A 12,705-nucleotide genomic window follows, 5' to 3' on the forward strand; every position below is an offset into this window, starting at 1 on the left:
CCTCAGCGCGGGCGCACCCGCAGCCAGAGGACGCCGCGCGCGGGAAGCTCGATGCGCAAGCTGCCGTCGGCGGCCAGGTCGAAGCCGCCCTGGCCGAAGATGTTGGTCAGGCTGGCCCAGGCCTCGGCGCCGTCGGGACGGCATTCCGACCGGCAGGCGCGCTTGCCGAGGTTGTGCAGCACCAGCACCGTCCGGCCGCCCCAGTCATAGCGCAGCGCGAAGATCGCGGCATCGGGAAAGGGGATGAAGCTCCACTCGCCGAAGGCGATCTCGGGCGTCTCGCGGCGGCGGCGGATCAGCCGCTCGGTCCAGTTCAGCATCGAGTCCGGCTCATGCTCCTGCGCGGCGGCGTTCAGCACCTTGGCGCCCCATTTGCCGCCGGTCACGACCGGGCGCGACAGCATCTCGGGCGGTGCGGAGGAAAAGCCGCCATTCGGCTCGTCGCTCCACTGCATCGGGCTGCGCACGCTCATGCGGCCGGGGATGTCGAGGTTCTCGGCCATGCCGATCTCCTCGCCGTAGAACAGCACCGGCGCGCCGGGCAGCGCGAAGATCAGGCTGTAGACGAGGCGGATGTGGTCTTGGTCGCCCTTCAGCATGGTCGGGATGCGCCGGCGCAGGCCCCGGCCGAAAAGCTGCATGTCCTCCTTGGGACCGAAGGCCTTGAAGACCTGCTGCCGCTCGGCCTCGGTCAGCTTGTCCAAGGACCACTCGTCGTGGTTGCGGGCGAAATGCGCCCAGCCATCGTCGGCATGCAGGGCGGGCATCGCGCGCAGGCAATGGACGAGCGCGCCCGCATCCTCGCGCACCAGCGCCAGCGCGAGGGCCTGGTTCATGTTGAAGTCGAGGCACATGTTCAGCTCGCCGCCGCCCTCGTCGCCGTAGAAGCGCCGCACCTCCTGGTAGGGCAGGTTCACCTCGCCCATCAGCAGCGCGTCGCCGCAGCGGCGCATGGTGAAGCTGCGCAGGTCGCGCAGCCAGTCATGCGTGTCCAGATCGACGCCATGCGTCTCGAGCAGATAGGGCACGGCATCGACGCGGAAGCCGGACAGGCCCAGCTGCAGCCAGAAGCCGACGATCTTGCAGATCTCCTCGCGCACGGCCGGGTTGCCGATGTTGAGGTCGGGCTGGTGGCGGTAGAAGCGGTGCAGGAAGTACTGCTTCGTCTCCTCGTGCCATTCCCAGTTGCTGGTCTCCGCATCGGGGAAGACCAGGTCCTCGGGCCCGCCCTCGGGGATCTCGTCGCGCCAGACATACCAGTCGCGATAGGGCGAGTTCCGGTCGGCGGCCGCCGATAGGAACCACGGGTGCCGGTCCGAGCTGTGGTTCACGACGAGGTCCGCGATGACCCGGATGCCGCGGTCGCGCGCCGTGCGCACGAAAACGGCCAGGTCGCCAAGCGTGCCGAGCCGCGGGTCTACACCGTAATAGTCCACGATGTCGTAGCCGTCGTCCTGGTTCGGCGAGGGGTAGAAGGGCATCAGCCAGATGCAGGTGACGCCCAGCCCGGCCAGGTGGTCGATCCGCTGCGTCAGCCCGTTGAAGTCGCCGATCCCGTCGCCGTCACTGTCCTGGAAGGTCTCGACATCGAGGCAGTAGATGACCGCGTTCTTCCACCAGACATCTCCCGTGCGGCTCATATCCATGCGGCTTCCCTTCTGCTGCGACAGCGGAACGCCCCGGCAGGCGCGGGGGTTCACCCCCTGCAGGCAAGGACAGGAGGCCGTCATGGCAGCAGGCAACGTTATCGTCATCACCGGCGCCTCGGCCGGGGTGGGCCGGGCCGTGGCGCAGGAATTCGCGTCCCGCGGCTGGTCGGTCGGGCTGATCGCCCGCGGCCGCGGTGGACTGGAGGGGGCGCGCCGCGATGTCGAGGCGCGGGGCGGGCAGGCGCTGGTCCTGCCGGTGGACGTGGCGGATGCGGCGGCGCTGGACCGGGCGGCGGACGAGGTCGTGGCGCGCTTCGGCCGGATCGATCTGTGGATCAACGCGGCGATGGCGACGATCCTCGCCCCCGTCTCCGAGGTGACGCCGGACGAGTTCCGCCGCGTGACCGAAGTCACCTATCTCGGCCAGGTCTTCGGCACCCAGACCGCGCTGCGCCAGATGCGCCGGCAGGGTTACGGGACGATCCTCAGCGTCGGCTCGGCGCTGGCCTATCGCGGCATTCCCCTCCAGGCCCCCTATTGCGCCGCCAAGTTCGCCACGCGCGGCTTCTTCGATTCGCTGCGCTCGGAGCTGCTGCACGAGAAAAGCCCGATCCGGCTGACCGAGGTGCACCTGCCGGCCGTGAACACGCCGCAGTTCGATTGGGCGCGCAACAAGATGGCCCGCAGCGCCCAGCCCGTCCCGCCGATCCATGCGCCCGAGGCCATCGCCCGCGCGATCTTCCGCGCCGCGATGGACACCCCGCGCGAGGTCTGGCTGGCGGCTTCGGCGGTCAAGGCGATCCTCGGGGACGCGGCGCTGCCGGCGGTGGTGGACCAGGTGCTGGCGAGCCAGGGCTATGACGGCCAGCAGACCGAGGAGGCCGCGCAGGACCGGCCCGACAACCTGTTCGAGCCGCTGGACGTGTCGATCGACTACGGCGCGGCGGGCCGCTTCGGGGACCAGGCGCGCGGCAGCGTCACCACCTGGCACCCGGGACGGATGCGCGCCCTCGGTGCCTTTTTCGCGGGGGCCGTCGCCTTCGCCGCGGCGCGCGGCGTCATGGGGCGGCGCGGCTGACGAGCGCGGGCCGGCCGGCTCAGCGGGCCGGCCGGCTCAGCGGGTCAGGCGGCGCCCCGACATGACCACCTGCACCAGCGTCGCCGGCAGGATGGGCTTTGTCAGCACCGCGACGCCCAGCTGCCCGGCCTCGGCCTGCAGCGCGTCCGAGCGGTCGGCCGTCATCAGGCAATGGCTGCCGCCCCCGGGCAGCAGCCGGCGCATCTCGGCAATGCAGCTCAGCCCGTCCATCCCCGCGCCCAGCTGGTAGTCCACCAGGCAGATCTCGGGCTCGACGCCGGTCTCGTGCAGCAGCGCCACCGCCTCCTCGCCCGAGGCGACGTTCAGCACGTTGACGCCCCATTGCTCCATCAGCTGCGACAGGGCCAGCGCCATCTCGGTGTCGTTCTCGACGATCAGCGCCGTCAGCTCCAGATCGCCGCCCTCGTCCGGGCGGGTGACGGCCGGGCCCGCCCGGCCCTCGCCGGTGACGTCCAGCGTCGTCGCCACCTCAACCGCGAAGGTCGAGCCGCGCCCCGGGGCCGAGCGCAGCGACAGGTGGTGCCCCAGCAGCGCGGCCGCGCGCTCGACGATGGCAAGGCCGAGGCCCAGCCCCTCGGCCGCCGAGGCCTTGGCGTCCAGCCGCTTGAACTCGGCGAAGATGACCTCGTGGTTCTCGGCGGCGATGCCGCGGCCGGTGTCGCGCACCTCGATCAGCAGCCCGCCCCGGCGCTTGCGCGCGGCGACCAGCACCCGCCCCCGGTCCGTGTAGCGGATCGCGTTCGAGATGAGGTTCTGCAGGATGCGCCGCAGGTAGTTGCGATCCGACAGGACCGTCGCGCGGACCGGCCGGAAGACCAGCGACAGGCCCTTCTGCTCGGCCACCGGGGTGAACTCCTCGCGCAGCTGCTCGAAGACCGGGGCCAGGGCGATCGGCTCGACCGTCAGCGCCGCCTCGCCCGCCTCCAGCCGCGAGATGTCGAGCAGCGCCTCGATCAGCCCGCTCACCGAATCCAGCGAGCGCTGGATCTTGTCCAGCTTGCCGCGCGGGCCGGGCTGCGTGATCTCCTCGAACAGCGAGCCGACATAGAGCGTCGCCGCCGAGAGGGGCTGCATCAGGTCATGGCCCACCGCCGCCACGAAACGAGCGCGCGACGAATTCGCACGCTCGGCCCGCGCCAGCGCGTCCTCCAGCTCCAGCGTGCGGGCGGCGACGCGCGTCTCCAGCATCTCGTTGGCCCGGCTGACCGATTGCAGCGCGCGCTTGTGGTCGGTGATGTCGTCGATGGACAGCACGAACCCGCCCTCGGGGATCTCTTGCGCGAAGATCGCCAGCGTGCGCCCCCCCTCGCCCGCCCCGCCCGCGCCGCTGCCGCCTTCGCCCCTGACCTCGACGCTGAACGGCCGCTTGCGCCGGACCGAGCGGACCCAGTCCGACATCTGGTTGGCGCCTTGGAGGGCCGGAAAGGCGAACTGCGTGCGCAGCTGGTGGAAGATCTCGTCGAAATGCATCCCCCGCCGCAGCCGCGTCACCGGCAGGGCCAGCATCTGCGAGAGGTTGCTGTTCCAGCCCAGAAGCCGCAGCCCGCTGTCGAAGAGACAGACGCCGAGCGTCAGATGCTCCAGCGTCGCCTGCAGGATCGCCGCCTGTCCGTCCAGCATCCGGCCCCGCTCGGCGCGCTCGGCCCGGATCAGCTCGGTCACCTCGGTCTGCAGGATCGCGGTGCCGCCATCGGCCGTGCGCTGCTCGCTGACCTGCACCAGCCGTCCGTCGGCCATGGCCTGCGTGGCGATGAAGTTCCGCTCGCGGTGGCGGCGGCGGCGCATCTCGATCCAGGCCTCGCGCGTCATCGCCTCGGGCAGCACCAGGTGGCGCGAGCTGGCGGCGATGGTCAGGTATTCCTCGAACTGAAGGCCCGGCCGGAGGCGGCCGACGATGTCGGGCAGAAGCGCGTTGAAGCGCGAGTTGCACATCACCAAGACGTCCGAAGCGTCGAAGAAGGCGAAACCCTCCTGCACCGCCTCGATGGCCGAGGCGAGGTTGCGCCGCGCCACGTCCTTCTCGTGATAGGCCTCGGACAGGCGCGCGTTCGACGCGTTCAGCAGGTCCAGCGCATGTTCGAGGTCCTGCGTCCGGGCGCGGACCTCGTCCTCCAGCACGGCGGCGCGCTGGAACTGGGCGTAGCCGACGCCGTGATCCTCGGGCGGCTCCTCGATCTGGCGGATCAGCGACTGCGCGATGGCGACCAGCTTGTCGTGGCGCCGCGCGGGATCGTCCGAGGCCGACAGCATCCGCTCGATGTCGGCGGGCAGCTCGGGGCGCGGGGGCGGGATGTCGGTCATGGCTGCGGGTCCGGGTCATAGAAGGCGACGCCGGTCAGCGTCTGGTTGACGTGCAGCCGGCCAAACTGCTCGCCATAGGTCGAGAAGCCCGCCACGTTATGCCGGGCCAGCAGCGCCGAGACCTCGCGCGTCTTCTGCCGATTCTCCGCGTCGATCCGGCGGAAGATGCAGTCGAAGCCCAGCACCATGCGCGGCGCCCCCGCCTCGGCCAGCCCGGCGAGCGAGCGGGAGAGGTCCGTGACGATGTCGGCCTCGTCGGCCAGGGTCAGGACCATGCCCTCGGCGATGGCGCCGAAGAAGGCGAGGGCGTTTCCCGGCCCCACGTCGCGGATCGAGCGGACGAAATGCCGCCCCGCCGCCCTGACCAGCACCGGCCGCGTGGCGAACATGCGCGGCCCCAGGCTCTCGGGCGGGCAGTCCAGCAGGCGCGCATATTCCAATGCCGCCGGCTCGTCGTTGATGCGCAGCACCATGCGGCGGGCGGGGTCGGCGCGGGTGACGACCATCTGCGTGCGCGAGGGCTGCGAGGAGTTGAACGAGAAGGTGCGCAGCGGCATCCGCGAGCGCAGCAGGCACAGGGCCGCCGCGCCCCGGTCGCGCAGCGCCAGGCCCGAGAAGACCTGGCTGCGGACAAAGCGCCGCCCGTCCCCGGCCGAGCCGCCCACGGTCGGCACCGGCCCCAGGCCCCCGGCGAGCGAGGCGATCAGGTGCTCCTCGCGTCCCGACAGGCCGTCGACCAGCAGGATGGCCAGTTCGTGCGGGAAGGGCTCGGCGCGGGCGCGCAGCCCCTGCCGCAGCTGCTGGAGCCGGGCGATCATGCTGCGCTGCTCGATGGCATCGATGGGGTCGATCAGGATCGTGTCGGCGGCGAAGCTGGCGGCGGGGAAGGCGATGGCGACGAGGCTGCCGTCGCGGTAGCCGGTCTCGCCGATCTCGCCGGCCGTGCTGCACCCGGCCAGCGCGCAGGGGCCGAGCAGCTCGGCCGCGCGGGGCAGCAGGCGGCCAAGGTCGGCGCCGTCGCCGGCGAAGAGAAGGACCAGCGCGAAGGGCCCCTGCCCGAGCCGCGCGGCGAGGCTGGCGATGGGGTCGGCCTGGTCCAGAGGGGCCGAGGCATGGCGCGGTCCGGCGGCGTCCGGCGGGGACGGGCTACTGGGCTCCTCCTGCGACATCGTTCAACCGCTCCGTGACCTTCGAGTGCTGCGCCATCAATACAGCCTGCGTGCGCGATGACACACCCATCTTTCGCATGATGGCGGTGACATGGGCCTTCACCGTGGTCTCGGCGATGGACAGGTCATGGGCGATCTGCTTGTTCATGCGTCCCTCGCAGATCAGGGCCAGGATGCGGGCCTGCTGCCGGGTCAGCTGCGAGATGCGGCGGATGACCGTCTCGGCCGATCCGCCCGGCCCGAGCGCGCCCTCGGCCAGGTCGTCCTGCGGCAGGTTCGGGGCGAAGATCTCGCCGTTGACCAGCGCCTCGAAGGCGGCGCGGAAGACCTCGCGGCGCGAATGCTTGGGCACGAAGCCGGCGGCGCCGCCGGCCAGTGCGGCGCGGATGATGCGGGTGTCGTTGACCGAGGTGACCAGAAGGACCGGGATGCGCGGCGCGATGCGGCGCAGGTGGAGAAGCCCCTCCAGCCCGTCCACGTCGGGCAGGTTCAGGTCCAGGAGGATCACGTCGACCGCCAGCCCCTCGTCCAGGAACTGCCCGGCCTGCGCCAGGCTCTCGGCATGGGTGACGTGGCGGATGCCCGAGACCGATTGCAGCGTCATCGCCAGCGCGTCGCCGAAGAGCGGATGGTCCTCGACGATGAGCGCGGCGTGAAAGCCGCCGTCCCGCGGGGGCGTCGCCGGGCCGGGAACGGTCGTCATCGGGATGGGCATGGCGTGACCTCTGCGGGTGAACGGGGCGGTCCGCCGACGCGGCGATCCTGGGGTGCCGGAAGCGCCGGCGGCCTGTGGGTGCCGGGCGCTGCCGGCAGGGCGGCGGCCGTCCTGTGGCCGCGACCCGGACGGGGATGCGCGGATGGTCCCGCGCATCCCCCTGACTGTCAAGCCCGGCTCAGTTGGCGGCCAGCTGCGCGGGCAGCTTGAACGTCCAGACCATGCCACCCTGGTTCAGGTAGTTCACCTTCTTGGCCACCTCGCCGCCCCAGAGCGGGACCGCGCCGCCCCAGCCCGAGACGATCGAGACGAACTGCTCGCCGTCCTGTTCCCAGGTGACGGGCTGGCCGACGATGCCCGAGCCGGTCTGGAAGGACCACAGCTCCTCGCCGGTCTCGTCGTTCAGCGCCTTGAACTCGCCCTCGGGCGTGCCGAAGAACACCAGGCCCCCGGCCGTGGTCATCACCCCGCCCCAGAGCGGCGCGTCGTTCTTGTATTCCCACTTCACCTCGCCCGTGACCGGGTCCATCGCCTTGAGCGAGCCGATATGGTCCTCGAAGATCGGCTTGATGGTGAAGCCGGCGCCCAGATAGGCCGCGCCCTTCTTGTAGCTGATCGGCTCGTTCCAGATGTCCATGCCCCACTCGTTCGAGGGGATGTAGAACAGGCCCGTGTTCTGGCTGTAGGCCATCGGCTGCCAGTTCTTGCCGCCCAGGAACGAGGGCACCGCGAAGACCTGCTGGCCCTTGCCGCCCTCGGCCGCCTCGTTCATCGCGCCGGGACGGTTGTCCTCGTTGAAGATCGGCCGGCCGGTCTCGTCGATGCCCGAAGCCCAGGTGATGTCCTTGACGAAGGGATGGGCGGTGACGAAGGCGCCGTCCTCGCGGTTCAGCACGTAGAAGAAGCCGTTGCGGTCGGCGGTTCCGAAGCGCTCGTTGCCCTCGGCATCGGTGAAGGCCACGACCTCGTTGACGCCGTCGAAGTCCCAGCCCTCGCGCGGGGTGGACTGGAAGTGCCACTTGATCTCGCCCGTCGCCGGGTCGATCCCGAGGCGCGAGGCGGCGTAGAGGTTGTCGCCCGTGTTGCCCTCGACCGGGGTGCCGGCGTTGCGCAGGTGGCTGTTCCAGGGCGCCGGGTTGCCGGTGCCGAAGACCAGCGTGTCGGTGTCCGCGTCATACGAGCCGCCGAGCCAGGTCGCCCCGCCGCCGGTCTTCCACATGTCGCCTGGCCAGGTCGCGTTCAGCGTGCCGGTCATGGTGCTTTCCTGGCCGTTCAGCGTGCCCATGTGGCCCTCGATCACCGGGCGCGTCCAGACCGTCTCGCCCGTCTCGGCGTCGCGGGCCTGCACCTCGCCGACGATCCCGAACTCGCCGCCCGAGTTGCCGGTGATGACCAGCCCGTTCACGATCAGGGGCGCGGCCGTGTAGGAATAGCCTTCCTTGTATTCGGCGATCTTCTTGTTCCACTTCACGTCGCCGGTCTTCAGGTCCAGCGCCACGATGCGGGCGTCGAGCGTGCCGAAATAGATGTTGTCGCCGTAGATGGCGCCGCCGCGGTTGACCACGTCGCAGCAGGGCAGGATGCCCTCAGGCAGGCGGGCGTCGTACTGCCACAGTTCCTTGCCGGTCTTCACGTCGACAGCGTAGAGCCGCGAATAGGACCCGGTGACGTACATGATGCCGTCATGGATCAGCGGCTGGCTCTCCTGCCCGCGCTGCTTCTCTCCCCCGAACGAGAAGGCCCAGGCCGGCACCAGGTTGTCCACGTTGTCGCGATTCAGCGTGGTCAGCGGGCTGAACCGCTGCAGGTCGCGGCCCATCCCGTTGGTCAGCACGTTCTCCGCCGTCGCCTGGTCGTTGGCCAGGTCCTCCTCGGTGACGGCGGCCAGCGCCGGGGCGGCGGCCCCGGTCAGCGCAAGCACCGTCGCAAGCACGAATCTGTTCATGTCTCTCTCCTCCGCTCCACTCGGCCCCGGCGGCCGATGGCTGGCCAGAGGCGTCACGGGGAAGTATGGGCCGGCCCGTCCGGGCGTATATTGTCCATTGGTCGAATGCCTTGGTGAGGGGCGCCGACGGCCCGCTCAGAACATCGGCTGGAACCGCCCCTCGTCGGCGTCGGGGGTGACGGCGCGCGGGTCGTAGCCCGCCTCCTGGAGGCGGCGCGCGACGGGCAGGCCGGCCTGCGCGGCGCTGTCGATCATCCGCCGCCCCGCCTCGGGGTCGTAGCGCGTGCCGTGCCCGCGCAGAAGGCCCAGCCCGTGGTTGAACTGGCCGACCGGATCACCCGCCTCGGCCGCGCGGCGGTCCCATTCGGCGGCGCGGGCGCTGTCACGGGGCGCGCCGAGCCCGTTCTCGTCCAGCTGGCTCATCCAGGTCATCGCGCCCGTCCAGCCGTCCGCCGCGCAGCGCTCGAACAGCTCGCGCGCCGGGACGTGCCGGCCGCTCTTGGTGATCATGTAGCCCATGGCGCAGTTCATCATCGAGGTCTCGCCCCGCTCGGTGTCGCGCATGACGCGCTGCCAGGTCAGCTCGTCGGGATTGAGATCGCCCAGCTCCTCGGGCGGCGTTTCGGGCGGCGTCTCGGGCGCAGGCTGCGCCAGCACGAGGCCGGGCAGCGACAGCAGCAGCGCCGCCAGCAGCCCGGCACGGACGCGGTCGACAAAGTGGGCTTGGCCAAGACGAGCGCGCATGTGTCATCCTCCGTCACGCGGGGCAGGTCCATCATGCGCCGCGCGGGAGGGCGGCGGAATTCGACCATGGTCGTATTTCCGCGCCCGCCCCCTTCCCGAATGCTCGGCGCAGGGATGGGAGGGACGATGCTTCGCGATTTTGCCGCCACCGCGACGATCGCGGCGACGCTGCTGGCCGGCGCCGCCGCATGGGCCGAGCCGATCCGCATCGACGTGATCGAGCGGCAGGTGGTGCCGCCGCCGATCCTGTCGAACCTGATCGCCCCGCCCGAGGATCTGGGCCTCGCCGGCGCCGAGCTGGGCCTTGCCGACATCCAAGCCACGGGCCGCTTCACCGGCACGAACTACCAGCTGACCGAGACCCGCGTCGCGCCCGAGGCCGCGTTCCTGCCGGCGGTCCAGGCGCTTCTGGCCGAAGGCGCGCGACTGCTGGTCGTCAAGGCGCCCGCCGCCGACCTTCTGGAGCTGGCCGACCTGCCCGAGGCGGCAGGCGCGGTCATCTTCAACATCGCCGTCCCCGACGACGCCCTGCGCGGGACCGAGTGCCGCCCGAACCTGCTGCACACCACGCCCAGCCTCGCCATGCGCGCCGACGCGCTGGCGCAGTTCGCGCTGAAGAAGCGCTGGACGCGGCTGGCGCTGCTGGAAGGCCCGAACCCCGAGGATGCGGCCTTCGCCGCGGCGCTTCGGGGCGCCGTTGCCAAGTTCGGCCTGACCCTCGCGGGCGAGACGGGCTGGGCGTTCGACGCCGACATGCGCCGCGTCGCATCCGAGGAGGTGCCGGCCTTCACCCAAGGCCTGCCCGACCATGACCTTCTGGTCGTGGCCGACGAGCGCGGCGATTTCGGCCGCTACATCGCCTACAACACCTGGCTGCCGCGCCCCGTGGCCGGCTCCGAGGGGATCATGCCGCTCGGCTTCTCGGCCGCGGTCGAGAACTGGGGCGCCGCCCAGCTGCAAGGCCGCTTCCGCGAGATCGCCGGCCGCGGGATGGAGGCGCCGGACTTCGCGGCCTGGGCCGCGCTGGCCGCCATCGGCGAGACGGTGACGCGCACCGGCGATCCGGCGCCGGCGGCCCTGCGCGCCTACCTTCTGTCGGACGAGTTCCGCCTGTCCGGCTTTCTCGGCACGCCCCTGTCCTTCCGGGACTGGGACGGCCAGATGCGCCAGCCCGTGCCGCTGGTGACCGAGCGCGCCGTGGTCATGACCGCCCCGCTCGAGGGCTTCCTGCACGAGTTCTCGGAGCTGGACACCCTCGGCCAGGACCGCCCCGGCACCGCCTGCACCCGATTCGGAGACGCCAGATGACCCGCCACCTGACCGCCACCACCGCCGCCCTCGCCCTCTGCCTCGCGGCCCTGCCCGCCCGCGCGGACGAGGTCTGGGTCACGAACGAGCTGGACAACACCGTCAGCGTCATCGACGTCGCCAGCCAGGAGGTGATCGCGACCTACCCCACCGGCCAGCGCCCGCGCGGCATCACCTTCAACAGCGACCACACGCTGCTCTATTTCTGCGCTTCGGACTCGAACGCCGTGCAGGTCATGGACCCGGCGACGGGCCAGATCCTGCACGACCTGCCCTCGGGCGACGATCCCGAACAGTTCGTCCTCTCGCCCGACGACCGGATGCTGTGGATCGCGAACGAGGACGACGCGCTGACCACCGTGGTCGACACCCAGACCCGCCGCGTCGTCGCCCAGATCGCCGTCGGGATCGAGCCCGAGGGCATGGGCATGTCCCCCGACGGCCGGGTGCAGGTCACCACCTCCGAGACGACGAACATGGCGCACTGGATCGATACGGAGACGCACGAGGTCCTGGCCAACACGCTGGTCGATGCCCGCCCGCGCCATGCCGAGTTCACCGCCGACGGCAGCCAGCTCTGGGTCAGCTCCGAGATCGGCGGCACCGTCACCGTCTTCGACACCGAGCGCCGGGCCGAGCTGGCCAAGATCTCCTTCGCGCTGCCGGGCGTGCGGCCCGAGCGGCTGCAACCCGTCGGCATGGTCTTCTCGCCCGACGGCAGCAAGATCTTCGTCGCGCTCGGGCCGGCCGATCATGTCGCGGTCGTCGACGCGGCCAGCTTCGAGGTGATCGACTACATCCTCGTCGGCCGGCGCGTCTGGCACATGGCGCTCAGCCCGGACGGCACGCAGATGTTCACCACCAACGGCGTCTCGGGCGATGTCACCATCTTCGACGTCGCCAGCCACAGCACCATCCGCACCGTCAAGGTCGGCCGCTATCCCTGGGGCGCCGCCGCGCGGCCGACCCCCGCAAACTGACGGCGCACCGCCGCATCGACCAAGGTCGAATTGCCGCATTGGCCCCATCATTCATAACGGCATCAAGGGCGCGAGCCCGTGGAGGAGGACCATCATGCCCACGAAACTCAACGCGGCCCTCGCGGCCATCCTGACCGCCGGCTGCCTGGCCGTGCCGGTCCAGATCATGGCCCATGGCGATGTCGCGCCGCAGCCGGTGAACACCGACGCCCTGCCCGATGTGGGCGAGGAATGGCTGACCGAGAACCCCTACCGCGCCGAGGCCGCGGGCGACGAGGTCTGGCTGGCCGCCGTCAAGATCGGCGACAGCGGCTACAACCAGAACTGCGCGCGCTGCCACGGCCTCGGCGCCGTCTCGGGCGGCCTCGCCCCCGACCTGCGCTTCCTCGAGGCCGAGGAATATGGCGACGAGTGGTTCATCGAGCGCTTCCGCCACGGCTACACGCAGGACGGCACCACCAAGATGCCCGCCTTCGAGGAGGTGCTGGGCCAGAAGGCGGCCTGGGCGATCCGCACCTATGTCGAGACCCGCCCCGAGGATGGCGCGCTGGACGACCACGCTGCCCGTCTGGCCGAGATCCGCGACCAGCTGGCCGCGGGCGAGGGCGACGCCGCCGCGCTCGAGGCCGAGCTGGCCGAGATCGCCGCGACCGTGACGACCGCCTCGGGCGCGCCGCGGGCCGACAGCACCGTCTCGCGCGCCGCCGAGGTGCTGGCCGCCTCGCCGGACAACACCAAGGCGGCCAGCGAGCTGCTGACCATCGGCCTTTCGGCCGCGCACTGAGGCCCCCGGCC

General features: G+C 71.1%; 10 protein-coding genes. 4 read left to right on the top strand and 6 right to left on the bottom strand.

The window, feature by feature from the left end:
• Positions 1–2: 2 nt before the first annotated feature.
• Complete coding sequence (locus BLP73_RS11345; RefSeq protein WP_245686636.1) at positions 3–1,640, bottom strand: alpha-amylase family protein; 1,638 nt, start codon at positions 1,638–1,640, stop codon at positions 3–5.
• An 88-nt stretch (positions 1,641–1,728) separates the two neighbouring features.
• On the opposite strand from BLP73_RS11345, the gene BLP73_RS11350 reads away from it, so the two are divergent.
• Entirely contained in the window at positions 1,729–2,727 is a 999-nt protein-coding gene (locus BLP73_RS11350; protein WP_090744275.1) for an SDR family oxidoreductase, read from the top strand.
• 36 nt (positions 2,728–2,763) lie between these two features.
• Here the strand turns inward: BLP73_RS11350 and BLP73_RS11355 are convergent, their stop codons facing one another.
• The 5 genes from BLP73_RS11355 to BLP73_RS11375 form a co-directional block, all read right to left on the bottom strand.
• The gene (locus BLP73_RS11355) at positions 2,764–5,049 is read right to left on the bottom strand and encodes a hybrid sensor histidine kinase/response regulator (RefSeq protein WP_245686637.1); all 2,286 of its coding nucleotides are present in this window, start codon (positions 5,047–5,049) and stop codon (positions 2,764–2,766) included.
• Entirely contained in the window at positions 5,046–6,218 is a 1,173-nt protein-coding gene (locus BLP73_RS11360) for an FIST N-terminal domain-containing protein (RefSeq protein ID WP_090744279.1), read from the bottom strand. The genes BLP73_RS11355 and BLP73_RS11360 overlap by 4 nt, the downstream gene beginning before the upstream one ends.
• Positions 6,196–6,921: a response regulator transcription factor gene (locus BLP73_RS11365; protein WP_090744628.1), complete on the bottom strand. Its 726-nt coding sequence runs from the start codon at positions 6,919–6,921 to the stop codon at positions 6,196–6,198. Before BLP73_RS11365 ends, BLP73_RS11360 begins: the two co-directional genes overlap by 23 nt.
• Before the next feature lie 190 nt (positions 6,922–7,111).
• On the bottom strand, positions 7,112–8,878 hold the full coding sequence (locus BLP73_RS11370) for a PQQ-dependent methanol/ethanol family dehydrogenase (protein WP_090744282.1): 1,767 nt from the start codon (positions 8,876–8,878) through the stop codon (positions 7,112–7,114).
• 135 nt (positions 8,879–9,013) lie between these two features.
• Positions 9,014–9,622 (bottom strand): tetratricopeptide repeat protein, encoded by a 609-nt coding sequence (locus BLP73_RS11375; protein WP_245686638.1) that lies wholly within the window; start codon positions 9,620–9,622, stop codon positions 9,014–9,016.
• A 126-nt stretch (positions 9,623–9,748) separates the two neighbouring features.
• Between BLP73_RS11375 and BLP73_RS11380 the strand changes: the two genes are divergently transcribed.
• The 3 genes from BLP73_RS11380 (at position 9,749) to pedF (ending at position 12,694) form a co-directional block, all read left to right on the top strand.
• Complete coding sequence (locus BLP73_RS11380; protein ID WP_090744634.1) at positions 9,749–10,930, top strand: ABC transporter substrate-binding protein; 1,182 nt, start codon at positions 9,749–9,751, stop codon at positions 10,928–10,930.
• Positions 10,927–11,910: a YVTN family beta-propeller repeat protein gene (locus BLP73_RS11385; protein WP_090744284.1), complete on the top strand. Its 984-nt coding sequence runs from the start codon at positions 10,927–10,929 to the stop codon at positions 11,908–11,910. The genes BLP73_RS11380 and BLP73_RS11385 overlap by 4 nt, the downstream gene beginning before the upstream one ends.
• Before the next feature lie 94 nt (positions 11,911–12,004).
• The gene (gene pedF / locus BLP73_RS11390; RefSeq protein ID WP_090744287.1) at positions 12,005–12,694 is read left to right on the top strand and encodes a cytochrome c-550 PedF; all 690 of its coding nucleotides are present in this window, start codon (positions 12,005–12,007) and stop codon (positions 12,692–12,694) included.
• Positions 12,695–12,705: the final 11 nt, after the last annotated feature.

The sequence above is a fragment of the Paracoccus tibetensis genome (genome assembly GCF_900102505.1).
Classification (GTDB): domain Bacteria; phylum Pseudomonadota; class Alphaproteobacteria; order Rhodobacterales; family Rhodobacteraceae; genus Paracoccus; species Paracoccus tibetensis.